The 26,738-nt window shown below is 41.6% G+C and carries 22 protein-coding genes and 1 pseudogene; 12 read left to right on the top strand and 11 right to left on the bottom strand.

From position 1 onward, the window contains the following. Nucleotides 1-63 precede the first annotated feature (63 nt). The 6 genes from ACEYW6_RS23125 to ACEYW6_RS23150 all read right to left on the bottom strand — a co-directional run bounded on the left by ACEYW6_RS23125 (nt 64) and on the right by ACEYW6_RS23150 (nt 9,471). Nucleotides 64-510 (bottom strand): tellurite resistance TerB family protein, encoded by a 447-nt coding sequence (locus tag ACEYW6_RS23125; RefSeq protein ID WP_412981601.1) that lies wholly within the window; start codon nt 508-510, stop codon nt 64-66. 177 nt (nt 511-687) lie between these two features. Then, complete coding sequence (locus tag ACEYW6_RS23130) at nt 688-825, bottom strand: hypothetical protein (RefSeq protein ID WP_190889848.1); 138 nt, start codon at nt 823-825, stop codon at nt 688-690. A gap of 537 nt (nt 826-1,362) precedes the next feature. Then, nucleotides 1,363-2,307 carry a histone deacetylase family protein gene (locus ACEYW6_RS23135; RefSeq protein WP_412981602.1) on the bottom strand — a complete coding sequence of 315 codons (945 nt, stop codon included), beginning with the start codon at nt 2,305-2,307 and terminating at the stop codon, nt 1,363-1,365. A 67-nt stretch (nt 2,308-2,374) separates the two neighbouring features. Continuing rightward, nucleotides 2,375-5,011, bottom strand: a complete 2,637-nt coding sequence (locus ACEYW6_RS23140; RefSeq protein WP_412981603.1) for an EAL domain-containing protein — start codon at nt 5,009-5,011, stop codon at nt 2,375-2,377. Nucleotides 5,012-5,612: 601 nt separating this feature from the next. After that, nucleotides 5,613-7,397, bottom strand: a complete 1,785-nt coding sequence (locus ACEYW6_RS23145) for a ShlB/FhaC/HecB family hemolysin secretion/activation protein (protein WP_412981604.1) — start codon at nt 7,395-7,397, stop codon at nt 5,613-5,615. A gap of 298 nt (nt 7,398-7,695) precedes the next feature. Then, nucleotides 7,696-9,471, bottom strand: coding sequence for an SWIM zinc finger family protein (locus ACEYW6_RS23150; RefSeq protein ID WP_412981617.1), 1,776 nt, complete (start codon nt 9,469-9,471; stop codon nt 7,696-7,698). A 482-nt stretch (nt 9,472-9,953) separates the two neighbouring features. Here ACEYW6_RS23150 and lpdA point away from each other — a divergent pair, with 482 nt between their 5' ends. The 4 genes from lpdA to ACEYW6_RS23170 all read left to right on the top strand — a co-directional run bounded on the left by lpdA (nt 9,954) and on the right by ACEYW6_RS23170 (nt 13,998). Next, on the top strand, nt 9,954-11,384 hold the full coding sequence (gene lpdA / locus ACEYW6_RS23155; RefSeq protein WP_412981605.1) for a dihydrolipoyl dehydrogenase: 1,431 nt from the start codon (nt 9,954-9,956) through the stop codon (nt 11,382-11,384). 83 nt (nt 11,385-11,467) lie between these two features. Next, on the top strand, nt 11,468-12,358 hold the full coding sequence (trpC, locus tag ACEYW6_RS23160; protein ID WP_412981606.1) for an indole-3-glycerol phosphate synthase TrpC: 891 nt from the start codon (nt 11,468-11,470) through the stop codon (nt 12,356-12,358). A gap of 257 nt (nt 12,359-12,615) precedes the next feature. Next, complete coding sequence (locus tag ACEYW6_RS23165) at nt 12,616-12,867, top strand: DUF5340 domain-containing protein (RefSeq protein ID WP_190890114.1); 252 nt, start codon at nt 12,616-12,618, stop codon at nt 12,865-12,867. Nucleotides 12,868-13,329: 462 nt separating this feature from the next. Continuing rightward, nucleotides 13,330-13,998, top strand: coding sequence for a carbonic anhydrase (locus ACEYW6_RS23170; protein WP_412981607.1), 669 nt, complete (start codon nt 13,330-13,332; stop codon nt 13,996-13,998). 299 nt (nt 13,999-14,297) lie between these two features. Here the strand turns inward: ACEYW6_RS23170 and ACEYW6_RS23175 are convergent, their stop codons facing one another. Both ACEYW6_RS23175 and ACEYW6_RS23180 read right to left on the bottom strand, forming a co-directional pair. Next, nucleotides 14,298-14,456, bottom strand: a complete 159-nt coding sequence (locus tag ACEYW6_RS23175; protein ID WP_322672109.1) for a YqaE/Pmp3 family membrane protein — start codon at nt 14,454-14,456, stop codon at nt 14,298-14,300. Between the two features lie 141 nt (nt 14,457-14,597). Then, nucleotides 14,598-14,945 (bottom strand): translation initiation factor, encoded by a 348-nt coding sequence (locus ACEYW6_RS23180; RefSeq protein ID WP_412981608.1) that lies wholly within the window; start codon nt 14,943-14,945, stop codon nt 14,598-14,600. Nucleotides 14,946-15,176: 231 nt separating this feature from the next. On the opposite strand from ACEYW6_RS23180, the gene trpB reads away from it, so the two are divergent. From trpB to ACEYW6_RS23210, 6 genes are all read left to right on the top strand, one after another. Beyond that, nucleotides 15,177-16,412, top strand: a complete 1,236-nt coding sequence (trpB, locus tag ACEYW6_RS23185; RefSeq protein WP_196510561.1) for a tryptophan synthase subunit beta — start codon at nt 15,177-15,179, stop codon at nt 16,410-16,412. A 31-nt stretch (nt 16,413-16,443) separates the two neighbouring features. After that, nucleotides 16,444-17,601, top strand: a complete 1,158-nt coding sequence (locus ACEYW6_RS23190) for a class I SAM-dependent methyltransferase (protein WP_412981609.1) — start codon at nt 16,444-16,446, stop codon at nt 17,599-17,601. A gap of 145 nt (nt 17,602-17,746) precedes the next feature. Continuing rightward, on the top strand, nt 17,747-18,034 hold the full coding sequence (locus ACEYW6_RS23195) for a hypothetical protein (protein WP_196510560.1): 288 nt from the start codon (nt 17,747-17,749) through the stop codon (nt 18,032-18,034). Between the two features lie 231 nt (nt 18,035-18,265). Beyond that, nucleotides 18,266-18,793, top strand: coding sequence for a CAP domain-containing protein (locus ACEYW6_RS23200; RefSeq protein ID WP_412981610.1), 528 nt, complete (start codon nt 18,266-18,268; stop codon nt 18,791-18,793). Between the two features lie 348 nt (nt 18,794-19,141). Beyond that, a complete protein-coding gene (locus tag ACEYW6_RS23205) occupies nt 19,142-19,690 on the top strand; it encodes a CAP domain-containing protein (RefSeq protein WP_412981611.1) in 549 nt (182 codons plus the stop codon). An 89-nt stretch (nt 19,691-19,779) separates the two neighbouring features. Then, nucleotides 19,780-20,409 (top strand): ribonuclease H-like domain-containing protein, encoded by a 630-nt coding sequence (locus ACEYW6_RS23210; RefSeq protein ID WP_412981612.1) that lies wholly within the window; start codon nt 19,780-19,782, stop codon nt 20,407-20,409. 482 nt (nt 20,410-20,891) lie between these two features. Here ACEYW6_RS23210 and ACEYW6_RS23215 read toward each other — a convergent pair. Together ACEYW6_RS23215 and ACEYW6_RS23220 are read right to left on the bottom strand one after the other, a co-directional pair. Next, nucleotides 20,892-21,338: pseudogene (locus ACEYW6_RS23215) on the bottom strand (rhodanese-like domain-containing protein); the annotation flags it as partial. A 288-nt stretch (nt 21,339-21,626) separates the two neighbouring features. Next, nucleotides 21,627-23,999, bottom strand: a complete 2,373-nt coding sequence (locus ACEYW6_RS23220) for an NACHT domain-containing protein (protein ID WP_412981613.1) — start codon at nt 23,997-23,999, stop codon at nt 21,627-21,629. A 545-nt stretch (nt 24,000-24,544) separates the two neighbouring features. On the opposite strand from ACEYW6_RS23220, the gene ACEYW6_RS23225 reads away from it, so the two are divergent. After that, on the top strand, nt 24,545-25,264 hold the full coding sequence (locus ACEYW6_RS23225; RefSeq protein ID WP_190889874.1) for a response regulator transcription factor: 720 nt from the start codon (nt 24,545-24,547) through the stop codon (nt 25,262-25,264). A gap of 148 nt (nt 25,265-25,412) precedes the next feature. After that, nucleotides 25,413-26,426: a protein rep gene (locus ACEYW6_RS23230; RefSeq protein ID WP_412981614.1), complete on the top strand. Its 1,014-nt coding sequence runs from the start codon at nt 25,413-25,415 to the stop codon at nt 26,424-26,426. 55 nt (nt 26,427-26,481) lie between these two features. On the opposite strand, the gene ACEYW6_RS23235 is transcribed toward ACEYW6_RS23230, so the two are convergent. Further along, the gene (locus ACEYW6_RS23235; protein ID WP_412981615.1) at nt 26,482-26,691 is read right to left on the bottom strand and encodes a hypothetical protein; all 210 of its coding nucleotides are present in this window, start codon (nt 26,689-26,691) and stop codon (nt 26,482-26,484) included. Nucleotides 26,692-26,738: the final 47 nt, after the last annotated feature.

Raw genomic sequence — 26,738 nt, forward strand, 5'->3', positions numbered from 1 at the left:
TCCTTTGGCACGCTTTGTTTATAAGCTATTTATATAGTTTAATTAAGCATATATTTTATCGCCCTATCCCCGGTTTTTAATTAAGATTACTTGCACAATTTGTATTGCTATCTCACTAGAAACACCTAAAGCTTGATATAAATCATTTAAGAAGTTTTTTTCTTCTTCAGCTACGATACCTTCAGCTAAGACTAAATCAGTCGCTACTGCAAAGGCCGCTTCTCGCAAGTCTTGAGATAAAGAATCTTTGGCTGCATTAAATAAAGTATTAAAACCATCTCCTTGGAGAAGACCTAAGATTTTCTCAAACAGCCTGTTCATCATCTCATGGGGATAACTTTTAAAAAGTTTCATCCGAGACAGCACAAAAGTGATAGAATTTGCTTGCTCAACAGAAAGGTAACCGTCTGACGCTGTTGCCATCAAGATAATGACAGCGAAAGCTTCCGCTGGATTGAGTGCTGTTTGGGTTTGGCTTTCTGTGCCCAACACAGCGTCGAATAGACCCATTGTAGTAACTCCTTGCTTAGGGTCTCAATAGCGCTACAGTTAGCTGTATGTTTGATGGATTTCCAGCTAAAGCTGCAACGCTGTGAGACTTTCATGCTTTAGTGTTCCCAAGATTTATTCACGGCGAACACTTGCACCCAATGGTTTTTGGCAAGAACTACACTGCCATTTATAAACTTAGCGTTCTCCTGCCTTTTCTATTGTTTCAATTACCGCCAAACCTATGCCAGAAGCTGCTATTAACAGTACTCCTGACAACAAATAGGCATTGGTCAGCATCCGTAAAGCTTCATCGAAAAAAATGTAGGTGGTCATTGCTTCACCTTTTGAAATTTGTGCTGCTAGTACTTTTTATTTCTCCACACACCGATAGGTGAATTTCGTTGAGAAACTGCTAGCAATTGCATCTTAACAAAACTTTAGCTCTTTCAGAACACTATTCAAACTTTTTATTTCTGAAGATTTGATGAATTTTAGAAAGCCTTTGTAAAAGAAATTACTTAGGTTGAGTTGAGAGCACAAGTTGTGTCACCCTAAATTTACGTAAAAATAGTTGTTAAATTAGTCAACGAACTCACAAAAAATCATGACAATAAATATGCATAAATTGCCTATTTTTACAGATTATGTTGTGAAATCCAAAGGAAATATACAAGAAGATTCCCGGTTTCTGAGAGAAGTCGGGAATCTGAGCTACAAATCAAATAGGATTACTTTGATCTCAGTGCATATACGAAAGTTAGCCAATTATTAATTCCGAGATTTTACCTAAAAAAAAGAAAGTACCTAAATTGACATCTTCTCACCGCTACACCCGCAAGGGTTAGCGAAAGATTCCAACATAATCAAAGATTATGGCGAGAGCCTTCTCATTGAGTTAGGTAAACACTGTTCAATTGTCGCTACGACTGATTGAGAAAGAGAATCAAAGTCGTAACCACCTTCTAAGCCAAACAGAATTTTACGAGTTATCCCTAGACAATAATCAGTAAATAAAGCGTAGTCTTCTGGCTGCAAATTGATACTTGCCAAAGGATCTGCGGCATTGCCATCATAACCAGCACTCACAATCAGCAAATCCGCTTGAAAGTTGGCTAAAAACGGTACTACCTGTTTTTCAAATAGTGGCTGATATATTGCAATATCACTACCAGGGGGTACAGGTAAATTTAAGACATTATTATGAAAACCGCGTTCTGCCGATCTTCCAGTACCGGGATAGCAGGGATACTGATGTAGGGAACAGTAGGCGATGCGTGCTTCAGTTTCGACGATCGCCTGAGTACCATTACCGTGATGTACATCCCAATCGAGGATGGCAACGCGGTTAATTCCGGGTTGTTCGAGGGCAAATAAAGCTGCGATCGCAGCATTAGAAAATAGGCAAAAGCCCATCCCAGCATCACTTTCTGCATGGTGTCCTGGGGGACGCGCTAGTACAAAAGCTGGATTAGCCGAATTTAACACAGCCTCAACTCCATCCAACCATGCACTGACTGCCAACAATGCTACATCATAACTACGCGGGGAAACTGGCGTATCTCCATCCAAAGGGCCGCCGCCACTAGAAGCGATTTGCCAAAGTTTTTTGATGTAGGCTGGGCTATGTGCTCTAACCAACATAGACATCAGCGATGGCTGTTCTGATGTTGGTGTGGGCGATCGCCAGGAAATTTTATCTGCGAATGTAGCTGCTTTTAGGGCAGTAGCGATCGCTATCAAACGTTCTGGTCTTTCGGGATGATATTTTCCAGTCTTATGATCTAAAAATTCGTCGGAATAGATGACTGGCAGCATAGGACGAAAAAGGTTCGCAGCAAGACGATGAATGCTATTGTATCGTCACTAGTACAAACAGTTTCTACTAGAGCATTGGTCGTTTACTTTCGAGGATTTCTGTTGCTTTCTGGGCAGAAAGCGGGCGATAGAATAGAAAGCCCTGTACATCCTCACAGTTGATAGATTTTAAAAACTCCAACTCCTCTTCCTTTTCTACCCCTTCGGCTGTCAACTTCAATCCCAAACTCTGGCCCAAGGTAACTATGGCCCTAATAATATGAGCTACTTTGACATCCAGGGTCAAATCTTGAATGAAAGATTTATCTATTTTTAGATTATGGAGTGGCAAAAGCTGTAGGCGCGAGAGCGAGGAATGACCTGTACCAAAGTCATCAATGGAGATGTGAACACCCATCTGCTGGAGATTTTGTAACACGTTTCTGGTAAAGTACAAATCCTCAATCGCTGTGGTTTCGGTAATTTCTAATTCTAAAAAGCGCGGCTCTAGCCCCGTTTGTTCTAAAACTGTAGCTACAATCTCCACCAATTTAGGTTGGCGGAACTGCTTAAGAGAAAGATTAACAGCGATCGTCATGGGTGGCAATCCCGCATCTTGCCATGCTTTGTTTTGGCTACAAGCCGTCCGCAGCGCCCATTCGCCGATGGGGATAATTAATCCACTTTCTTCGGCAAGGGGAATAAAAACACTGGGTGCGACCAATCCCATTTCTGGGTGCTGCCAACGCAACAGAGCCTCCATACCAGTAATTTCTCCTGTGGCAATGTTCACACGAGGCTGATAGTACACCTTAAATTCTTTGCGTTCTTGGGCATAGCGCAAGCTCTTTTCTAAAGTCAGGAGTTCAGGATTTTTGGCGCTCAGGGAAACACTGTAGAATTGGTAGTTATTCCGTCCTTTGTCCTTGGCGTAGTATAAAGCGGCATCTGCGTGCTGGATTAGCGTTTCGACATCAGGACTGTTGTTATCAAACAACGCAATACCAAGGCTAGCAGTCACATAAAGTTCATGCCCTTGGAGATGGAAAGCATCCTCTAAGGCTTGTAAGATTCTATCCGCCACCAGGGTTACCTCTTCAATATCATTCACTCGCGGGAGCAAGATAGTGAACTCATCACCTCCCCAACGGGCTACAGTATCTCCGCTTCTGAGTGAATCTTTTAATCTTTGAGCAACGCTTTTTAACAATTGGTCTCCCAAGGTGTGCCCCAGAGTGTCATTAATGACTTTGAAGCGATCCAGATCGACGAAGATCACAGCTAAACTTTCACCATTCCGAGTAGCGTTAGGCAGAGTTTTACTGAGCAGTTCATTAAATAGTAAGCGATTGGGCAACCCTGTCAGCACGTCATGAAGAGCTTGGTAGCGAATCTTTTCTTCTACTTGCTGACGCTGCCGCGCACCAATGATACTGGCCGCCATCGTCAAAAGGGTAGATTCTTCGTGCTTTGACCAATGACGCTCAAAGGTGCAGTCTGCCAAGCCAAGGTAACCCCAGCACTCTTTCTCCAACCGGAGAGGTACCAGAAGAAGGGATTTAATGCCATCTCGAATCAAAAATTCTTGTTCAGCTATAGGAAATGTTTGGGTGATTCCGCTAATCGACTGGCCGCTAGAGAGAACAGTGTACCAACGAGCTAATCCAGAAGCTTGATAAGGCTGATTCTGCCAATGCTGGTGCGTAGGTTCAATAAAGGAGTGCGTCCATTCAAACCGTAGGCTGACTGCTATTTCCCCTGTAGCAGGATGGGGATGGTTCTGAAAGAGATAGGCACGATCTGCTTTGGCTGCTTCACCCACTATAGCTAGAGCTCGATCAATACCAGTTTCGTAATTCATTTCCCCTAGCAAATAATTGGCAGCTTCTGCAACTGCTTGTAACAAGCGATCGCGCTGGCGCAGTTCGGCCGTGGCTTGTTTTTGCTCTGTAATATCCCTAATAATAAAAGTTCTAATTAAATCACTTTCAGGAAGGTAGAGAACGGATTGTTCAAAAACTTCTGTACCTACTTCTACCTCCCGCACAAAAGATCTTTTTTCTAGATTGTTAACTTCACTTAGGAGTCCTGTTAAAATCGGGTGTTTGGTTCCAACTTCCCTGAGTTTGGGAAACTTGAGAGCGGCAGCTGGATTGAGATAAGTCACTGTTCCCTCGAAATCCATCTCAATAATTGGATTGGGGATGAGTTCAGGGAAGGATGCTAGGCGAGCCAGGGCAGACTCACTCGCTGCTTCAAAGCTGGGATCGACAGCTAAGGTTTGAAAAGGATTGGCAGGACTGGCTTGCTCTGATAGGAAACCAGATAAGTCTTCAACATCACAAGATTCTGAAAATGCTTGTTCTGAAATGTTGGAAATAGCATAATATTTAGCTTGAGCTTGATTACTACCAAAGGCAATGACATCTCCGTGTCTAAGATTATGGGAAAAGCATTTAGCGCCATTCACAAATAAGCCATTAGTACTTCCTTTTCCCTTGTAGTTGCCATCAATAATCTGAAAGCCATATTGGTCAGTCTCTGGAACAGTTACTCGCAATAAAATTGCATGTTGCATCGATGCTGACCGGGAAGCCAAGACAATAGTGTTTGCAGGATGCCGTCCCAGAGAATAAGTAGTCTCTCGCAATGGGACAGTTCGCCGCCCTTGCAGGTCTTGAATGACCAAAAGATGGCGTATTTTTTCCCGCTCATTTCCTAGCATGGCTGTTCCTCAAATTCTCATATTTTTATGTCTTAGTCTGAAAAATAATACTCTCAGAAGTGGAGCCTGAAAGTCTGAACTTATGGGAAAATTAGTTCAATCAAATTTATCACCATCTATGATTCCAAAAGGGGTATGAAGGTGCAAACTAGCCCTTATTTTCATGGTCAACTTTCTGGAATGAGATGACTAATTGTTTAATCAGTTTTTGCGGTAGAAGGTCTAGCTGTTTCCTCTGCTCATACATCAGTTATAAACTTTGCTCCTTCGTCTATATCATCTAACCTAGCCTTTGCTTAGGATACCCAGAATAAAATCAAACACTGAATAGAACACATGGTATATTTGCGGATTTTTATTCTGAGTGGTGACGAAACTCCGAATTATATAAATAACCGTCTGATTTTTATTTTTTAATCAGTCAAATAGTACTGTTTCACGGGATTTTGCGAAATAGATAAGAGCAAGGCAGGAATTAAATTAATTCGGCGCATCCCACAGGAGAAAAAATATCTGAGCACGCCAGTTGCTTTAATGGAGCAGGAACACCCCGTTGGCGCATCCTCTCGTCAAGAAGAAAACGAGAATAAATCCCTAAATTTTAAAAAGGATTATAGAATAAACTAAAATACAGTCCGTTTTCTTGTAATGTTCTATCATTCGAGTTAACAGATACTAAAGGAATACCCCAGTCAAGACGAACCGTGAAGCGATCGCCTTGTGACCAACGCAACCCCAGACCAACAGAAGCTAAAGTATTAGGGTCGGGATTCTCTCTAGCCGAACTATTCCAACCAACACCAAAATCCACAAAGGGGATAACCTGTAAGGTGCTATCTATCTGGGGTAAGCGCAGAATCGGTACTTGAACTTCGGCAGAAACCAAAGTGCCATTATCCGTCAGCAGATAATCTTGACGGTAGCCGCGAATACTATCCTGCCCACCTAACCCAAATTGCTCTAAAGGCAAAAGTGTCCTGGATGCGAGTTGTGTATTTAAACGAAGTAAAAGTAATGTTTCAGGAGCTAAAAGGCGTGCCCACTGCGCTTGTCCTTGCCAAGCAAAAAAACGGCTATCGGGAGGAGTTTGATTAATCGTGGGATTCAACACATCGATGCCCAAATTGAATTGAGAGCGGAGGGCGATAACTTCACGGCTGTTACGACTCGTCCATTCTTGAAAAAATCGCAACGCAGATACCCTGGTGCGCCCCTGTTCATCAGCGCCTAAACCGGGGAAAGGTAGTCGTTCTATGTCGATATAAGAGGCTTCACTTTCCCGTCGGGAGGCTGTTAACCCAAGGGCGAATTCTTGTGTAGGAGTTTGAACTATGGGCTGGCGGAATGTCAGTTCGTAATAGCGAGAATCCGATTGGATATCTAAAACGTTGAAAGGAGGTTCAATGACATTGCTTGATGTGATGCCATAGTTGAAGGTAAGTGTCCCGTTGCGAGGATTGAGTGGTAATGTATAGCTGGCATCAAAAGAGTTGCTACCATCGGTATTAGTGTAAGCTATACCCAAAGCATCTCCCAGTCCTAATAAGTTGGCTTCATTCAATTGTAATCGGCGGCGAAAACTGCCAACGCTAGGCGATCGCCCATTATCAAGAACTATTTGGCTACTAAAGGTTTTTGCCTCACTGACTTTGACTTCTAAAAGACTCGCACCAGTCCGCGATCCTGCTGATAGTTCAGCAGACACGTTTTGAATCAAAGGATTAATTTGCAATAGTTGCAGTGCCTCTAGTAGACGCTGCCGATTTAGAGGTGCTGTTGTCGCTATTGCTAGTCGGCTGCGGACATAATTCGGATTCAATCGCCGAGTTCCAGTGATCTGGATGTCTTCTAATTTACCTTCGACCACCTGAATCTTTACAACACCGGATTGGATTGTTTGGGGCGGGATATAAGCACCAGAAGTAATGTAACCATTTTGGACGTATAAATCAGTAATTTTAGAACGTGCTTGATACACTTCAGTCAGCGAGATCGGTCGTTTGGTAAATTCAGCAGTGGCGAGGGCTAACTCTTCGGGACTGAAGACTGTGCTACCAATAACTTCAAAACGTTCAACAACAATAGTTTGAGGAAAGTTGCCAGGGAGTGGTTCCTCAGGTTTGGGAGTTGGGACAGAGGGGGGAAATAGTTCTGCTGGTGGGGGAAGTGGTTGTGGTAGTTCAGGTGAGGGAGGTGGTGAAAGTGAGGGTGGTTGGACATCCTGTGGTGGTGGGAGTTGTTGCGACAGGATGAAATTACTAGCTGGTAGTTGTGTAGTATCAACAGCCTCAGCTTTCAGTGGACTGGAAGATATGCTGCTAAGTAATAGAAGCATACTTAGCGGTAAGCAGGACACTATAAGATTCTGGGGATATTTATCAATCATCGCACTAGACTATTTTTTGCTGAGAACTATGGGATTGTACGGGGACTGCTTCAGATGTGAATCTTACTTCATCTTTTGCCGCTAATGTTGATATCTTCGGCAAATCTCAATTTAAAAGCTAAATTATTTGGTTATTGCAGACTTAAAATTATCAATGGTATTCAATCTGTAATGACGTACATGGGTAGGGGCGCACAGCTAGCTGTGCGCCCCTAAGAGGATATTATGTTCATCTGTAGGTAATCGCAGATTAAGGATTATCTGGTTTCTTCAGCCTCTAATCTGTTTTGTATATTGTTTAGTCCATACCCCTTTGCTGAAACATTTCCATCAATTTACGTTTACGAGCGTGGGTTTGCATCAAATTTTCCCGATAGGTTAACCAATCAGCTTTCTTGCCAGATTCCAAGTAGGCGATACGTGCCTTTTTCAACCATTCAACTGCGTAGTAGTAGTATTCGGCTTTACCTCCATCCATAATCTTTTCGGCACGGCGACGAGCATTAGCAATCACCCAACCAGGATTGTGAGAGATAGCAGCATCCATGACTCGGTGAATCAATTCGGAATAATAAGAACTGAGTTCACTAGCGATCGCAATTGCATCGTCAATTAGCCCTTCATGTAAGAATATATCCACCTTGGCTGATTCTGTTCCCCAACCACCATAACTACGGACAATTCTTAGCAGGTCTATTTTGACACTTTCCCAGTTTTCTCCAGCCAATTCTGCCATCTTTTGGTAGTCAACAAAGGAGGGCTTGACTTGAAAAGCCGCCTTGATTGCTAATAAAGCAGCTTCATTATTACCCAACTCAACAGCCAAATCACTTGTCCAAATTCCCAATTCGTACTGACAATTACCCGGTAAATTTAATCCACTCTGGGCTATATCTAGCGCCTGTTGTAATGCCCCCTGGTCGCTGAGTGTTTTCGTTAGGGCAAAAGCCTCTTCCATTGAGTTCATCTGGATTTGAGCAGCATCAATTGCTTCTTCTACTCTGCCTAAACGACCTAGCATTGTCAGATACTGCTGGGTTTGTTCTTCCGCTTCTGCTAAATATAAATATTCTTGGTAACGTTCTTGACGTTCGAGAATTTTTAGGCGAATTAGTGCCAAATCATCCGCGTAGTCTGGCACATCTTCTTCCCATGCTCCCCTTTCGGTAATATTACCTTCGAGAACTTGCACTAGGGGCGGATAATCCCAACCTTGGCGTAAAGCCTCCATAACCATGCCAAAATCAGCATTCCACTCATCTTGCCAGGCTTCTAAATTTATTTGAATATCAACTTTTTCTTCTGGGGTGAGTTCAGAACTGAGAATTGCTTCACACCAAGCATTATTTAATTCTCCGACAAGCTCATCATTTTCGGCACCGTATTCGGCAACATCATCCCAATTTTCCACACAGGTGAAGGTAATCGCTTCTAAGATAGCGATCGCATTTTTACCCTCTCCCCGTTCGCTAAAATCTACCGCAGTTTGCACCACATTCAGCAATTCGTCGGCAATCGGGTCTTCTTCGCACCCTTCCTCAAAGTAGCGCACAGTATCCCGGAGAATCTGCCGGACTTGCCGCCGAAAGGGAGCCGGATCAATAGTAATATGGAGCAAAGGTTTTGTAGATTTTTGCTGGGCAGCAGGATTAGTCATCCAACCTACATGGCGGTCAATTTCCTCAATGAGTGGTGGGTATTCTTTTACCAACTCTTGCAGCAGTCTTTGAGTTTGGATGTAATCCAGGCGATTAAGTAGTTGTTCTAGGGTAGGGCGCTGCTCAATGTTTTCTGGGTTACGCGCACAGACAAGCATAGTCGCTACAATATGTTTGCACCATCCGTCAAAGTCGTAGGCACAGGTGCAATTTACTGATGTTAACCCACTGCTATCAAAATTCAGATTGACATGATAAGGTCTAGCTTGAGTACCTGCAACATCTGCCTGAAGTAGATTGCCACGTTGGGTAATAGCATTGACAGCACCTGCTTCATAGTAAGCCTCGCCCCGCTGGAAAGATTTGGCGTTGGAATGACGGCGGATAGTAAATTCACTAATTTGGGGAATAGACATCGAGCGATCGCCTGCGTAAAACCTCTGCATGAATCCTAAATCCAGCTTAGGTGTTAGGCTAACGCGCTGTAAAGAAATTCAAAGTTATTGACATATGACAAGGAGGAGTTAGAACTCGGAATTTTCCGAATTCCAAAAGAACAAGTGAAGGTTAGGGTTGAACTGAAGCCTTACACCAGTGCCAAAAACCCCCTCAGAAAGAATTCTGAGGCTAATAGGTATCAAAAAAATAAGTATCTAGATTTGACTATAATTACTGAAAACATCCATATTTTCGTCAGAAGCAAGTGAATCATAATTTGAAGCAACACCCGAACCTTAAATTAGTAAACAGTCATCAGTGAACAGTCCTGACGATGTATTGTGAAGGATTTGGAGTCAAGCGATAAAACTGAGAACTGAGAACTGAGAACTGTTAAAGGGGTTGCGCTGATTGACGGTCAAGTTGAGAATAAATAGGCGAAGCACACGGGGAAACTAACGTGAGTCAAGGATTTGATTACGATTTAGTCATTATAGGGGCTGGTGTAGGCGGACATGGCGCAGCCTTACACGCTGTAAGTTGCGGTCTGAAAACAGCGATTATCGAAGCTGCTGATATGGGAGGAACCTGTGTAAATCGGGGCTGCATTCCTTCTAAGGCGCTGCTGGCGGCATCTGGACGTGTGCGGGAGTTACGCAATGCCCACCACCTCAAGTCACTAGGAATTCAAATTGGTAGCGTGGAATTTGATCGCCAAGCGATCGCTAATCATGCTGGTAATCTCGTCTCAAAAATCCAAGGCGACTTAACCAACAGCCTCAAACGTTTAGGAGTTGATATTCTCAGAGGTTGGGGAAAAATCGCTGGGGCACAAAAAGTCTCTATCACCGGAGACGGTGGCGAAAAAACCATCACAGCCAAAGACATCATCCTTTCCCCTGGTTCAATTCCTTTTGTACCTCCAGGGATTGAAGTAGACGGCAAAACTGTCTTTACCAGCGATCAAGGCGTTAAGTTGGAGTCGCTACCAGACTGGGTGGCGATTATTGGTAGTGGTTACATCGGCTTGGAATTTTCTGATATTTACTCAGCTTTGGGTTGTGAAATCACCTTGATTGAAGCCCTAGATCAGTTAATGCCAGGATTTGACCGAGACATTGCCAAACTTGCCGAACGCGTGCTGATTACTCCCCGCGATATTGAAACGAAAGTGGGGATATACGCTAAAAAAGTCATCCCAGGTTCACCTGTGGTGATTGAGTTAGCAGATTTCAAAACCAAAGAAGATGTAGATGTCATCGAAGTAGATGCTTGCTTGGTGGCTACAGGACGCATCCCAGCGACCAAAAATCTTGGTTTGGAGTCTGTCGGTGTGGAACTGGATCGGCGGAATTTTATCCCAGTTGACGATCGCATGGCAGTACTATCAGCCGGTGAAGTAGTGCCACATGTGTGGGCAATTGGCGACGCTAATGGGAAGATGATGTTGGCACATGCGGCTTCTGCTCAAGGCATCATTGCGGTAGAAAATATAGTTGGGAGGGAAAGAATAGTAGACTATCGCAGCATCCCCGCGGCGGCGTTTACCCACCCAGAAGTCAGCTATGTGGGCTTAACGGAAACAGCAGCTAAGGAGTTAGGACAAACCGAAGGGTTTGAAATCGGCACAAGTCGAAGTTACTTCAAAGGGAATTCTAAAGCGTTGGCAGAAAATGAAGCCGACGGGATTGCCAAGGTGATATATCGCAAAGACACTGGAGAAGTCTTGGGTGTTCACATTTTCGGACTGCACGCCTCAGACTTAATTCATGAAGCGTCAGCTGCGATCGCTAACCGTCAATCTGTCCAAAGTCTCGCACATTTAGTTCACGCCCATCCGACACTCTCGGAAGTTCTAGACGAAGCTTATAAACGAGCGATCGCAATTTAGTTCTTTGTCATTTGTCCTTTCTTATTAGCAAAGGACAAATGACCACTGACTAATGACTAATGACTAATAACTAATGACTAATTATGCAAATCCGTCGTCGTTCACCTAACCCAGCTATTAATGTATCTATATTACGTTATCAGGCTGCCATACCAGATTCAGCGCCAAACAACATTTTGGAAGAAATTGTCTGGCAGAAAGAAGTAGAAGTTGAGCAAATGCGAGAAAGGCTGCCTTTACGGGAATTACAACATCAGGCACTCTCTGCACCGCCAACCCGTGATTTTGTCGCCGCCTTGCGCCAAGGTAAGACTAAACCAGCATTGATTGCAGAAGTTAAAAAAGCTTCACCTAGCAAAGGCGTTCTTCGAGAAGATTTTGACCCAGTAGCGATCGCCCTATCTTATCAGCAAGCCAAAGCCAGTTGTCTTTCTGTGCTAACCGATGTCAAGTTCTTTCAAGGTAGTTTTGACAACTTAGCCAAAGTTCGCGCTGCTGTAGATTTGCCTCTACTTTGCAAAGAGTTTATCATTTATCCTTACCAGATGTACTTAGCGCGGGTTCAAGGTGCAGATGCTATTTTGTTGATTGCAGCTATCCTGGGCGATCAAGATTTGCAATACTTCCTCAAAATTGCTAAGAACCTGAAAATGGCAGCCTTGATTGAAGTTCATAGCTTGGCAGAACTTGACCGTGTGTTAGCTTTAGATGGGGTCTCCTTAGTAGGAATCAATAATCGCAATTTGGAAGATTTCTCTGTTGATCTGCAAACTACTTGCCAACTTTTAGCAGCAAGGGGTAACCAATTGCAGGAGAAAAATATCCTTGTTGTCAGCGAGTCAGGACTACACAACCCAGATGATTTGAATTTGGTGGTTGCAGCAGGTGCATCTGCTGTACTCATAGGCGAATCTTTGGTCAAACAACCAGATCCCGGTGCTGCGATCGGCCGTATATTACCGAGGAATATCTGAAATAAATACCTCCCCTAAGCCCCGGAGCGCACGGCAACTAACTGCATAGAGATGCATACAATAGTTGGGCAATTGGGCACACTATGCGTAGATACGCAGCACTTTGCCATCAAATATCATCAATATCTTTGCCAAATCTTCATTGCTAATCAAATTAAAGCCATAAGCAACTAGTTATTTAGTATGTAACAATTTATTGATAAGAGACAAATGCTGACTAATACAAAATCCCAAATATGAAATCAAAATTTAACTTCATGGAGCAAATTCCTTTACCTTCTCCTATTCACTACGAACTTATACTTCAACTTTTAGAAAGACAAACCATGTTAGCTGTAAATGATAATCCAGATTTACGGCATCAGGTAAATCAACTAATTATTACTCTGCGTAAAGCTGCTGTACAGCAAAAACGACTAGAAGAAATTTGCGAGTTTTCCTCTGTAACTATTGATCACCGTTGGTCGATTAATCATCATAACGATAAGAAAGTTGTTGCACCCGATTGAAACTGATAACTTAATATCTCAACCTCAAATTTGGCATCTTTGTTAAGTTAGCTTACCATCGTCAGAAAGTCTCTCTGTGTATTGAAAAGACCAGTACTCATAACTTCCGCCACACTTGCTTGACTCAAATGTAGAGTTTGTGGTGTCACTTAAAATGATTTTGGTTACAGAACTTTCTCTGCTTTGCAAGAATATATAGAAATGCTAAATGAGGTTTTGAAATCATCGGTAACAATGCTTAAATTTTACTTTGTTTAGTTAGTTTATTGAAATTCTACATATTCAGTTTTTATAGAAAAACTAATTTAATCGTTTACAATTTATACACTAATTATATTAATGATGCTATAGAAAAATTTCATCTTTATAAATATTTTAGCTTAAAAAAAGCTCATCTTGATTTATAGGCAACTGTAAATCAGCTAAAATATTGATGAGATTCTCTCTCGAATTTAACGAAAGATGAAATATAACAGCATTGATGAACTCCTCAGAAATAATCAGGCATGGGTTGCCGAGAAACTAGCTTTAGACCCAACTTACTTTCAAGAATTATCTAGCGGACAAACACCACCTTTTCTATACATTGGATGTTCTGATAGTCGTCTGGCATTAACAAAGTTTACCCGTACAGAACCAGGAGAATTATTTGTACATCGTAATATTGCCAATCAAGTTTCTCTAACGGATATAAACTTTTTAGCCGTTTTAGAATACGCTATTTTACATCTTAAAGTGGAACACATTATCGTTTGTGGTCACTATGATTGCGGAGGAATTAAGGCGGCTTTAGAAGGGAGAACCATCGGAATTCTTGATAACTGGGTAAATCCGATTCGGGAACTGTATTTACACAAACAAGAAGAAATTGATGCCTTGCCAACAAGAGAAGAACGTCTGAATCGTTTGGCGGAAATCAATGTTGTGGCGCAAGTGAAAAATCTTTACCAAACTTCCATCATGCGTCAGGTACTCTATGAGCGAAAAGCACCTCTGATTCATGGTTGGGTACTAGATATACGCACTGGGTTGATCAAAGATTTGAATGTCTCAACTTTACAATGGCAATTGCACATCTGCCCCTTACTTCTAGAGTTTAGACTCTATGCCATGTTAAAAAATGAGAGCTGATTCGGTATTTATGGGCAAACAAAAGCCTAAATTCGAGACTCGATTGTGTTTATACAACTTTGATTACGAGTAAAATAAATAGTTATTTTTCACCTCAGTATTGTAATGCTTATGTCAAAGTTATAAAGCAATGTGCTTAAGATATTTATAGATTTTTGTTTAATTAAAGTTACAAATACTAGGCAAATGATTTCTTAACCATTTTTCTCATTTCCATGCAGATCATGGAAATGCATTAATTAAGGCTCTGCTCAATTTATCACTGGATGCAGAGCCTCAATACCTACCCCCACAAAGAATTATTTCTTAGCAATTATCCACACTGCATGAATAATCCCAGGAATGTAACCAAAAAGTGTCAAAAGTATATTAATCCAAAAGTCTATACCAAAACCTACTTGCAAAAAAACTCCCAGAGGCGGCACGAAAATGGCACACAGAATCCGAACTAAATCCATTTAAACCTCCTATTCATCTCATAAAAAATAGCTTGTTGGCAAAGTGATTTACTACTGCTCAAGCATATTTGTACCTCTCAAAGATAACATTCCCTCTCTCAATCCAGACCACGGTTAAGATGCGGTAAACCGCACTCCAGATTAGCCACCGCTAATTTTGGCTTTATAACCTAACTTGGTCAAAATATCGACAATTTTCTGCTTGTGTTCGCCCTGAATTTCAATTTCGTTATCTTTAACTGTCCCACCTGTGCCGCACTGGGATTTTAGCTGCTTCACCAAATCTGCCAAGGTTTCTGGCTTGGCTTGAAAACCGCTAATCACTGTGACAGTTTTGCCTTTGCGTCCTTTGCGGGAAGCTTGTACTTTGAGATTTTGTTGTTGTGGGGGGAGTTCTGGAATTGGTCTTTCTGTGGCGGCGGAGTTGTCGTTGCCAAATTCGCGGTAGACAAAGCTTTTGTCAGAAGATTTAGAATTGGAAGAAGACATAAAATTTTTATTAAGAAAAATTTCGAAGGCAGTGGAAACTTCTACGCAACCATTCTGCTGGGATATCAATTTCTAGGCTAACATCACAAATCCATTGCGAGGGATTCAAACTAATTGGGCATGGGGCATTGAGTATCAATGAAGAATTTAGTTCCCAGTCCCCAGATATAACCTAGATATGCCCCAGACTTTCTATAATAATTAAGTCATTCCCGTCATCGAAAACAGCCCGTGACTACCACTCCCCTATCTCCAAATTCAACTGCTCAGGTTCCCGATACGCTAGGTCGTTTTGGACGCTTTGGCGGTAAGTATGTACCTGAAACGCTGATGCCTGCTCTTACTGAACTAGAAACAGCTTATCAGCAATACCGCAATGACCCTGGTTTTCAAGCAGAACTACAGCAGTTGTTACGGGACTATGTAGGACGTGCCACACCATTGTATTTCGCTGAACGCCTGACTGCTCATTATGCCCGACCCGATCGCACGGGGCCGCAAATTTACTTAAAACGTGAGGATTTAAACCATACTGGTGCTCATAAAATTAATAATGCCCTTGGTCAGGTATTGTTGGCGAAACGTATGGGTAAGCAGCGCATTATTGCCGAAACAGGTGCTGGACAACACGGTGTTGCCACAGCTACAGTTTGCGCTCGTTTTGGGCTGGAATGCGTAATTTACATGGGTGTTCATGACATGGAACGCCAAGCTTTAAATGTGTTCAGAATGCGGTTGATGGGTGCAGAAGTGCGTCCGGTGGAAGCGGGAACTGGAACCCTTAAGGATGCTACTTCTGAAGCAATCCGTGATTGGGTGACAAATGTGGAAACAACTCACTACATTCTCGGTTCAGTCGCAGGGCCTCATCCTTACCCGATGATGGTACGTGATTTTCATGCAGTAATCGGCCAAGAAACTCGCGCCCAAGCAATGGAAAAGTGGGGTGTATTGCCTGATATTCTCTTGGCTTGCGTGGGTGGTGGTTCCAATGCTATGGGACTATTCTATGAGTTTATGAATGAGCCTTCTATACGGTTCATTGGTATTGAGGCAGCAGGAGAAGGTGTCAATACTGAAAAACACGCAGCAACCTTGACAAAAGGAAGAGTCGGTGTGTTGCACGGAGCAATGAGCTATCTTCTGCAAGATGAGGATGGGCAAATCATTGAGGCACACTCAATTAGTGCAGGTTTAGATTATCCCGGTGTGGGCCCAGAACACAGTTATTTGAAGGATACTGGTCGCGCTGAATACTATAGTGTGACGGATGCAGAAGCTTTAGCGGCATTTCAGCGATTGTCGAAATTGGAGGGGATTATCCCAGCATTAGAAACAGCCCATGCGATCGCCTACCTTGAAACCCTGTGTCCTCAACTAACCGACAGTCCCCGGATTGTAATTAACTGCTCTGGACGTGGCGATAAGGATGTACAAACAGTAGCCAAGTTCTTAAATGATGCGTAAATATACTTAAAAAGCTGGGTAAAAAGCAATAATGAATCAACAATTCCAACACCCTATGCTACCGCAACCCACTCATGACGAGTTGGCACGACAAAATTTTGTGCAAAGTTTGAGAATGCACATTTTCAGGAATATCTCTCCTGGCAATAAAGTACTTTATGAAAAACTAGCCAAGCCGAAGTTTGAACAAGAACATCAGCGTTCTCCCCAGACTCGTTATGAAATTCGGGAAGTAATGCGGCACGAACCATACTACCGCTGGAGTAGTGCCCTCAAGCGTATTAACCAGGAAATATTATGGGATGCTGTAAATTCCAGTGTTGACAGACAACTGCCAGAGTTGATTGAACGTGCCAAAGATCAGGGTGCTGAACTGGGTACTTTAACTCTCGACCCAAATTTTCAAATACCTACTCATCAGCAGGCTGTAGACATTCACTGTATGCCCGGAGGATATCACAGTGAATTTACAGAGGATGATGTAGCTGCCGGCGCAACTTACGATCGCGGCGCTTACGTTTATGGTCTGGGTTGGTTGGGGCCGCTTAATGATGATATGGGGCTATCTATAGTCCAAAACTATCTTCTGCCAGAATATCCCGACTTTCGACCCAAAAAAATTCTCGATATGGGATGTTCTATCGGCAATAGCACATTACCCTATGTGGATGGTTTTCCAGATGCAGAAGTCCATGCCATAGATGTAGGCGCACCCATGCTGCGTTATGCTCATGCAAGAGCGAAATCTTTGGGCAAACGGGTACATTTCTCTCAGCAAAATGCCGAGCACACTAACTTCCCGGATGAATCTTTTGACTTAGTAGTTTCTCACATTTTACTTCATGAAATTCCCCCGCCATCTGTCCGTAAAGTTATGCAAGAATCTTATCGTCTACTGGCTCCCGGCGGAATGATGCTCCATGTGGAAGCACCCCTGTATCGTCACATGGATGTTTATACGCAGTTCGTTTATGATTGGGAAACCGCAAACAACAACGAACCCTTCTGGAGTGCTGTACGCGATCTGGATTTGGTGTCGCTAGCTACTGAGGCTGGTTTTGCAGCAGATAAGACATTCGAGAAATTTGTCCCTAATGGGGCATGGAAAGCAAACTTAACTAATAGCCTGTTTAAAAATGGTAATTCAGGCAGCCAAGGCACATGGTTTGTAGTCGCTGCAACCAAGTAAGTAGAGGAAGTATACCAATTCGTAATTTGTAATTTATGATACTTGCCTCTGGCGAGAAGCAAGCTACGTAATTGAGAAAGTCAGATTTCATCTGGGTTTCTTTCTTTTGTGTGTGTAATCTTGTTTTGGGAGAATTGGTATAAAGATGGCAAAAATAGCTAAGGGTAAACGACCTGTTTACTTAGATAGTCCGCAAATTGATAAATTGTTAGCGATCGTCATGGCTTTGACTGGTGAAGTGTCCGTACTGCATGAGCGGCTAGACACTATTGAACGGTTGCTAGAAGTTAAAGGTATTTTATCGGCTACTGAGATTGAAGCTTACCAGCCGGATGCAAAAGTAACTAAGGAGCGGGAACAGTGGCGTGCAGAATACATAGCACGGGTGTTGCGTGTTGTACAGGAAGAGTTAGAAACCCTTAAGCCAAGCTAGTCGCCCAGAGGTTCTAATGGAGCAATTTATGCCATCTATATACAAATAATCATACTAATGGTAGAGGGAGTTTTTTAGCAACAGCGCAATTTTTTTGTAAGGTCGTGAATTTAAAAGTTTGCTGGTAGTTTTTGAATATAAAACGGCTTAAAGAGAGGTATATAGACCTATAAGCAATTTGTCACATGGACATTAGTTTGGTTAGATGGTCTGGAAGTTTACTTTCAGCAAATGATTAGAACAACAATCTACGGCGTTGCTTTAGGAACTATTGTTCTTGGTAGTGGCGCGATCGCTACTCCTGTAACAAATCTAACTTTGACACCAGAGTCTTCACATATATCAAGACATACTGTTGATATCGCAGCATCTAGCAGCGACACTGCTGCTATAGAAGAGTCGGTTTTTACCCAAATTAATGAGTACAGAGCTTCCATAGGGCAACCAGAACTGACTCGTAATTCTGCCATCGATAATCAAGCTAAGATTCACAGTCAGAACATGGCTAGTGGTAGAGTCGCGTTTGGACATGGTGGATTTCCACAACGTATTAAAGCAACCGGTATTTCCTACAGAACCGCTGGTGAAAATGTTGCTTACAACCAGGGACGTAGTGACCCGGCTACCAGAGCTGTTCAAGGCTGGCTCAAAAGTCCAGGGCATCTTGCAAATATCAAAGGTGATTTCAATAAGACGGGGATTGGTGTCGCTAGAAACAGTGCAGGCAGAGTCTACCTTACACAACTTTTCTTTCGCTAATAGATTTCGTAGAATTTAGGTTTTTTTCTCAAATTCCCCAGACTTCAGTCTGTTGGCAAAGCTTTTACTAGATATCGAATAATGTAGTTTCAATGACATTTGTCTATTGAACACTACATTATTTTTTAATAATTCATTAAAATCTGAAATTATCAGCGAAAATAACCATGATTTTATGAAGCTGACCTATTGAAGTATTGACAATTGGAAATGATTTTTTGTACTTCCCATACAAGGATGTAGCCAGATTGCCAAAATTCATCAATCCTTAATAGTATCGTGGTATATATCGTTGGAACAATAGGGTAGAGTATAAGTCTTATATCTCTACATATTACGCAATTCTCCATGTTCCGACAAACTGCTTTTGGCATCGCTTTAAGTGCGCTTGTCCTTGCTAGTGGATTAACGACTGTTCCGACACCAAATCATCCTTCTACAAATACATCCACCCGTAATAAGCTGTTGTCACTTTTTTCCAGTCAGGTTGCAATATCGACTCCTACTTTTAAAACTACGGAGCTAGAAAAATCCGTTTTTGAGGAAATTAATCGATATCGGGCTTCTAAAGGACTGCCAAAGTTGACCCTAAATGCAAATATTACTCGACAGGCAAGAATTCATAGTCAGAATATGGCTAAAGGTAAAACCCCATTTAGCCATCAGGGATTTGAACGGCGAGTCAAAGCTATCCCTATCCGCTACAACAGTGCGGCGGAAAATGTAGCTTTCAATCGGGGATATAGTAACCCTGTGGACGAAGCTGTTACTGGTTGGATTAAAAGTCCGGGACATCTAAAGAATCTTAAAGGAAATTACAACCTCACTGGAATTGGCGTTGCTACTAATAATCAAGGCGAAGTCTACCTTACACAGCTTTTTTTCCGCGCTAGGTAGATTTAATTTCTGATTTTTTTGCACAATAATAATGTAGTGTCTGACAAGACTTTTATCTGCTAGACACTGCTATTATTTTTGAACAATTCATGACATTACAAGAATTTCAGGTGAGCGATCGCGATCTCAGTGACGCAGCCCTTGGACAGTATTTAGAATCAGATGCGATCGCAGTTGATACAGAAACGATGGGATTATTGCCGCAGCGCGATCGCTTGTGTCTTGTCCAGCTGTGCAACCCGGAAGGGAAAGTGACTGCAATTCGCATAGCCAAAGGACAAGCTGATGCCCCAAATTTAAAAAAACTCTTGGAAGCGGCGAATGTCGTAAAAGTGTTTCACTTTGCTCGGTTTGACCTTGCCACTTTGCGAGCCAATCTGGGGATTCAGGTTGTGCCTGTTTTTTGTACCAAAATTGCTAGTAAGTTAGCTCGTACTTACACCAATCGCCACGGACTTAAAGATGTGGTGCAAGAGTTAGAACAAGTAGAACTGGATAAAAGCTCTCAAAGTTCAGATTGGGGTAATGCCACTAGTTTATCTGAAGCTCAACTGAGCTATGCTGCCAATGATGTACGCTACTTACTTAGTGTGCAACAGAAGCTAACAGAAATGCTCAAACGAGAAGAACGTTGGGAAATTGCTCAAAAATGTTTTGAATTTCTGCCAACAATAGTTTCTTTGGATTTGTTGCAATTTAAAGATTTGTTTGAACATTGATAAACGCTAAACCTGCATTGACAATAGGGAACAGGTTACAAGGAAAGGATTTCTCATTGTTCCTTATGAGCGCTGCTCATGGAGTCTTTTGCAAAAGTTATTTATCTGGAGGACAAACATTACAAGAGAAAATATTCTGTCTTTTGACTCTTGAATTGCAACTTTTCCGCTCATGAAAAATAGAGATTAGACCTCTTGGAAAATTCCTTAACACCCCACTCCTAACCTCTGCCTACAAGCAAAGAAGGGAGATTTAGATATAAGTCAAAGGTAAAGTGGGATTCTAATTATTGATTTATACAAGAGGTCTATCGCTAATTTTCTAATTTATTTGTGGTCTAAGATCCAATATTGGAATCATCAGTGTCTTTAGAAGTTTTAGATTCACTAATGCCTTCCTTGAGGTTACTAGCTCCTTCTTGAATACCTTCCTTGAGGTTACTAGCTCCTTTTTTAATGGCTTCCGTCGCGCTAGTGCCTCCCTTTGGCTGATTTTCTTGGTGATTTTTGAGCCGATCTACTACATTGTAGTCATCTGCACCTGGGGGAGTTTTGGATTCAATAATGCCTTCTGTCGGGCCACCGATAGCTTTCCATGCGGCAAGACCACCTTTGAGTTGGGAGACATGCTCAAATCCATTAGAACGCAGTTGTTGCGCTGCTTGGGCAGTTTCTTCTTCATTAGCACCGTAAATGTAAATATCACGGCTTTTATCCAAAGAAGGTACTGCACGCTGTACCAATTGATCTATTGGCATCGGCATCGCTCCCATAATGTGACCTTCGTTGAAGGTGTTGCGATCGCGCACATCCAGTATTGTAAAAGCTGGTTCGCCCCATTCTAGACGAGACTTCAGCACATGAACATCAGATTGTGCTTCTATTGGTGGTTGTGGGGGAATGATGCCGCCGACTAAATTGTTAACCATAACTATTCCTGACTGACGATATTAATAGCAATTTAACGGACTAAATATATTGAATTAATCTTTCTATGGGCTGAATCTACTCAAACTCTCTCTTGAGATAGAGTAGCTATTTGAAATATTTTCTACCATTTAATCCATTGCAAATACAGACTAATTAGACTATTGAAAGGGATTTTTATTATATTAATTTTATTAAATTTTTGGATATTTAATTATTTAAACAGATTGTGAATAAATTTAAATTTATTAAATTTTCTAACTAGAATATAGTATAAAAGTTCAAATTTTTCAGCTATTAGTATAGGAATTACGTACTTTTTCAATATCTGCGATCGCTAATAATAATGTCTCTTCAATCTCTTGTCGCACTATAGGAGTTACATCAGCTGCACTATTGAGGCAATCTACCAGCAATTTATTGGCATCATAATATTGCTGAAGCAATTCTTTTTGCTGTTTGTTGAACTGCCAGTTGTAACCAATATTGCGATACTTAATCAGCACATCTCTTAATTCTGCACCCCAGGCTTTACCCTGAGCTTGCCACCAGCCTCTAAATTTCTCTGGTTTGCTGTCTATTTTTGGTAGTTGTTTTTTAAGTTTTTGCAGAACTTTATTCAATTTAAGATCAACAACAACGTCAACAGCTTTATCAAAGGCAATTACAAGGGCATGTGCATGATCAAGGGCATCCTTGAGGGTATGTTCAAAGGCAAAGTCAAGCTCGTTAATGCAGGAAACAGTACTGAATAGAAACTCATCTAGTACAAGGTCAGTGTCAAAAGCGATGTTACCAACAAGAGCACACTCAAGGTCATAACCAGAAGTATAGACAAAAGCATCATGTCTATTGCAAGAGCTTCGCTCAACGCAAACGAGGTAAAAAGCACGAACACCAGCTGCTTTAGAGCGCGTAGAAACTGAACTAGATTTTTGATGCAGCCAGGTTAGAAAATATTGTAATCTTTCGTCGCCAGCAACTAGCAAATCAATCTTTTGCTTGATTATCTGTAGTATTTCATTAGCATTTGGCAACATACTAACAGTTAATAAAAATACCTGATGCCAGCGTTTTTCGGTTATGTGACTGACCAGATTTTTCCAATCATAAGCTGAGTAACTTTCAACAATTTTCCTAGCCGTAAAATACTCTTGAAACGTCAGATGAGAAAAAGAGTAAATTCCTCTTGCCCTTTCCACCAATAATCCATTTTGTACCTCAATTGCTTTTATTACTGCTTCGTTATCTAGCGAAAATTGACTTGCCTCTGAATTAATATTTTGTAAAGGTTCTAGATAGTGAGCAATAATTTGTAGGATTTTTTCTTGTTCAAAAAAGTAATTTTCTTGCTCAAAAGTAATAGCGGCAAGTTGAACAAGCAGTTTTTTCTTGCTTTTTAAAGTCAAATTCTGAGCAACCCGATCGCGTTTAATTCCTTTGACTTCATCCCATCTGTTCAGCAAAATATTCACTGCTTGCTCATATAACTTGGCTGGATTTAAAGGAAATTCATCTTTTGCTTGGAACACCAAGCAAATCCAATGTAGCAGTAATGGAGTGACCGCCAATTCTCGGATATGTTGATTTTCTGAAAGATGCAGCTGATTAATAAATAAATTTCCTATGGCTTCATTGTCTTCCCTAGATTTAAGAGCAACTCCAACAAACCATTTTTTGGCAAAAACTTCTACTTGCTCTTGGTCAAAATCTGCCATCTCAACTTCAGTAACTCCCTGAAATCTATATTTTTGGGCAGCAATCCTACAGCTAATAACAAACTGATTTTTGTAAAAAGTTTGGGTAAATCTCCGAATTTCTATTGTAACTTTATCTGCCTTTTGTTCTGGTACTTCATCTAATCCATCTAGCAAAATCAGTAGTTTGCCCTCAGTCAGGAGAGTTTTAGTTGATTCCTGTTCAACACCGCAAGTAAGAAATTCTTGGGTAATATAGTTCAATAGATTGAATTCGCTGTCTGTTTTGGCATCTTCAGCAAATTCTTTCACTCTAATAAAACTTGCTATGCGGTTTGGCTGAAACTCGCCTTTGTTACACTCAATCGCTAGATATTGTAAAAATGTAGTTTTACCAGACCCTGGTTTACCCAGCACCATCAGTTTTGAGTGCTGCAATACTGCTTCCAAGCCTGGTAATCTTCTCTGACCCTTGTATCCTGCGAGTTGATTAAAGTCTGATTCAGATTTGAAGTCTTTCAACAGGTCAGAAATTTCTCGCCATTGCAGGCTAGTTATCTCTTCTAAAACATAAATATTGGTGTAAATGTCCATCAATTGGATTGTCTGGGCAATGTCCAACATTTGCAGAGTGTTGCACTGGTCTTGGATTTTATCTTGACGCTTTTGCCGCACTTCCCGCACCATTGTATCAAGGTCAGCACCTTTGATTTGTGCTTTAGGAGTTGCCTCAAATGCCACATCTTCAGGTAAACCAGCAACCTTTTGCCAAGATAACCCTAGCTGTTGGCAAATTTGCACAAAACAAGAGCGGGAAACAGACTCACCTGCAAAGAATTTGGAAACTGGTTGACGTGTAATGCCTAAAGCTGTTGCTAATTTATGCTGACTCCAAGTTTTGTCTGTTAAAGCTGTTTTTGCTGCCCTTATACCTTCTGGTGATGCTCTCAGTCCTTGGCTTGTCATAGTCTCAGGCTGAAACTTGTAGTATAGTATATGCTTAAGAGGGTAGCTACATATAAATGCACCCAAAGTAAATTCTCGTAGACCCTCTTTAAGAAGACATACCCATTGGCTAGAGTAGATTTGGGTAAGTAGGAGTTTAGAATTTAGATTTGCTTATAGATTGGTTTGTGATTCTTTGTAGATACCTAATTAATCAGGAAGTGCTTTGCTCTTGCAAATTTGTAGTAATTGCTGTGGCGTTGTGTTTCTCTAGACTATTTGCGGTTAGGGAGATGTTTTTCAATTACACTGAATTTAAGTATAAAAGTCAAAAAATATACAATACAAATTCAAAATTATACAAAAATCATACAATACTTATACATTTTATAAGCATTACGATGGCTGAAGTTTTCATAAACTTCATGGAAAATTAATTGTACACAAGTACTACAGTGGCGATGGTACTCAGCGGAGACGCGCGTGAATATACTCTCAACAGAAACACGTAAAGCAAAACTGGCGCAACAGCCAATCGCCCAATCTACAATAGGCTAGGCAGCATTATGGTTATGGTTACCGCTACTACTCCCAAAATTCTGATCGTAGATGACGACTTCGGCGTGAGAAATCTCGTCTATCGTTTTTTAAGTCGAAAATATCAAATAGAGTCGGCAGCAGATGGCAAGACTGCCTTATCATTGTTTGAGCAATTCAACCCAGCTTTAGTGATTCTGGATTGGAATTTGCCGGATGTTAATGGTTATAGCCTCTGTCAAGAAATGCAGAGTCGTACTAATGTTTTAGTGCTGATACTAACTAGTAGGACTGATGAGGCTGATAAAATTAAAATTTTAAGCGCAGGTGCTGATGATTTCATGACTAAACCGTTTAGTCTTGCAGAAGTTGAAGTTAGAGTAGAAGCTCTTTTAAGACGGATACGCTACATCAACCCTTCTCCAACACAACGTATTGTCTTCAAGCAGCTAGCAATTAACCCAGAGGGTCGGGAGGTAACACTGAACGATAAATCTCTTGCCTTAACAGCACTGGAATTTAATATTTTGCATTTTTTGGCAAGTCATCCTAATCAGGCTTGGAGTCGCCCACAGCTAATCCAAAAAATCTGGGGTTGCGACTACGTAGGAGACGGCCGGGTGGTTGATGTGCATATTGGTCAGCTTCGCAAAAAAATGGAAGTCGATGCCAGCATACCGGAGTTTATTAAAACTGTGCGGGGCTATGGTTACAAGTTTGAAGCACCCGACGAGAATACTAATTCCTGAGCTTTCCAATTTCAGCAGTACTTCATAACCAAGAATGACTCAGATGAGTCAGCATTAGTCTTATTGTTTACCTAAATACTTTTACTGAGGCTTGACCGTATAACTTGCGTTAATTTGGGACGTTGATACAAACTGATTTGGTAATTTCGTGTATGCTCAAGCCTCAGACAATAACTTTATTGCTTTTAATATATCCTCTCAAGATAAGTTCCAACATAGTCAAAATGTACCTAGCTTAAGTGAAGTTTCGCTTTTCGGTAAAATTTGGGATAAGCACCGAGCTAATACTGATAAAGTCTTACATTATTACGCCAAAGCAAACGAACATTATTTTCACGAGTATGCTTGGCGGATGAGAATGTGTTCCGAGTTACTAAAGTTTCAATTAGTGCCAGATGAATCGGAAGGCTTTTTTAAGTTAAAGCTATTAGATGCCCGATTCTGTAGAGTGCGTTATTGTCCAGTTTGTCAGTGGCGGCGATCGCTCATGTGGAAAGCAAGAGCTTACAAAATTCTCCCACAGGTTGTCACTGATTACCCCAACTACCGTTGGCTATTTGTCACCTTGACTGTAAAAAATTGCCAAATTGAGGAACTCAGGGAAAACTTGGATTTGATAAATAAAGCTTTTAAGCGATTCACTGAATTGAAAGCATGGCCTGCAAAAGGTTGGGTGAAGTCTATCGAAGTAACTAAAGGTAGACATGGAGTCTCAGCACACCCGCATTTACATATTTTGGCAATGGTACCGCCTTCGTATTTCAGTCATGGCTATCTTTCTCATGCCAAATGGGTAGCGTTATGGCAGCAGTGCTTACGGATTGATTACCAGCCTGTCGTTCATACTAGCGCGATGTCTGGCGACAAGCCGCTTCGCGTCTACGCAAAGCATCATAACCCTTCACTACTCATCCCAGAAATTCTGAAGTATCAGGTGAAAGAGTCAGATTTGGTGGGTGATAGAGAATGGTTTCTAGAGTTAACCCGTCAACTGCATAAAAGTAGAGCGATCGCTGTTGGAGGTATACTCAGGCAGTATATGCGCGAATTAGAGGAGAAAAACCAAGACCTCATTAATGAAAGTGAAGAGACAGATGAGGTGGATGGAGAAAGTTTGTATTTCCGATGGGAGCGCAAGTTACAAAGATTTAATATAGAGTGACATCAGCGATATAAGAACAGCCCCATAATCCTTACAGGAAAAGGATTACATAAGTTTAGAACCGTAGATGCTGTGGCTTAATCCGGCGAAATGACAAAGACCAGCGTTCAGATACAACCGGAAGTAGTTCATGGGGAATATTAGAATCAAACTTGATAACCTGACCATCTTCAAGCTGATGTTCCTCTTTACCGATGCGGAAAGTAGCATGTCCAATATTGACTAATCCTACCAGCTGACTTTTCCCGTTAAGTCTCTTTTGCAAGCTGCCAACCCTCACAGAGGTCGTGTAATTTTAACCAACCTCGCCAC

The organism is Nostoc sp. UIC 10607 (genome assembly GCF_047228265.1).
GTDB classification, from domain to species: domain Bacteria; phylum Cyanobacteriota; class Cyanobacteriia; order Cyanobacteriales; family Nostocaceae; genus Nostoc; species Nostoc foliaceum_A.

Bases quoted from the DNA above. Each gene is read 5' to 3' on its own strand.
- ACEYW6_RS23125 (WP_412981601.1), bottom strand. From the start codon at position 510: ATGGGTCTATTCGACGCTGTGTTGGGCACAGAAAGCCAAACCCAAACA.
- ACEYW6_RS23130 (WP_190889848.1), bottom strand. From the start codon at position 825: ATGACCACCTACATTTTTTTCGATGAAGCTTTACGGATGCTGACCAAT.
- ACEYW6_RS23135 (WP_412981602.1), bottom strand. From the start codon at position 2,307: ATGCTGCCAGTCATCTATTCCGACGAATTTTTAGATCATAAGACTGGA.
- ACEYW6_RS23140 (WP_412981603.1), bottom strand. From the start codon at position 5,011: ATGCTAGGAAATGAGCGGGAAAAAATACGCCATCTTTTGGTCATTCAA.
- ACEYW6_RS23145 (WP_412981604.1), bottom strand. From the start codon at position 7,397: ATGATTGATAAATATCCCCAGAATCTTATAGTGTCCTGCTTACCGCTA.
- ACEYW6_RS23150 (WP_412981617.1), bottom strand. From the start codon at position 9,471: ATGTCTATTCCCCAAATTAGTGAATTTACTATCCGCCGTCATTCCAAC.
- trpC (WP_412981606.1), top strand. From the start codon at position 11,468: ATGCAAATCCGTCGTCGTTCACCTAACCCAGCTATTAATGTATCTATA.
- ACEYW6_RS23165 (WP_190890114.1), top strand. From the start codon at position 12,616: ATGGAGCAAATTCCTTTACCTTCTCCTATTCACTACGAACTTATACTT.
- ACEYW6_RS23170 (WP_412981607.1), top strand. From the start codon at position 13,330: ATGAAATATAACAGCATTGATGAACTCCTCAGAAATAATCAGGCATGG.
- ACEYW6_RS23175 (WP_322672109.1), bottom strand. From the start codon at position 14,456: ATGGATTTAGTTCGGATTCTGTGTGCCATTTTCGTGCCGCCTCTGGGA.
- ACEYW6_RS23180 (WP_412981608.1), bottom strand. From the start codon at position 14,945: ATGTCTTCTTCCAATTCTAAATCTTCTGACAAAAGCTTTGTCTACCGC.
- ACEYW6_RS23190 (WP_412981609.1), top strand. From the start codon at position 16,444: ATGAATCAACAATTCCAACACCCTATGCTACCGCAACCCACTCATGAC.
- ACEYW6_RS23195 (WP_196510560.1), top strand. From the start codon at position 17,747: ATGGCAAAAATAGCTAAGGGTAAACGACCTGTTTACTTAGATAGTCCG.
- ACEYW6_RS23200 (WP_412981610.1), top strand. From the start codon at position 18,266: ATGATTAGAACAACAATCTACGGCGTTGCTTTAGGAACTATTGTTCTT.
- ACEYW6_RS23205 (WP_412981611.1), top strand. From the start codon at position 19,142: ATGTTCCGACAAACTGCTTTTGGCATCGCTTTAAGTGCGCTTGTCCTT.
- ACEYW6_RS23210 (WP_412981612.1), top strand. From the start codon at position 19,780: ATGACATTACAAGAATTTCAGGTGAGCGATCGCGATCTCAGTGACGCA.
- ACEYW6_RS23220 (WP_412981613.1), bottom strand. From the start codon at position 23,999: ATGACAAGCCAAGGACTGAGAGCATCACCAGAAGGTATAAGGGCAGCA.
- ACEYW6_RS23225 (WP_190889874.1), top strand. From the start codon at position 24,545: ATGGTTATGGTTACCGCTACTACTCCCAAAATTCTGATCGTAGATGAC.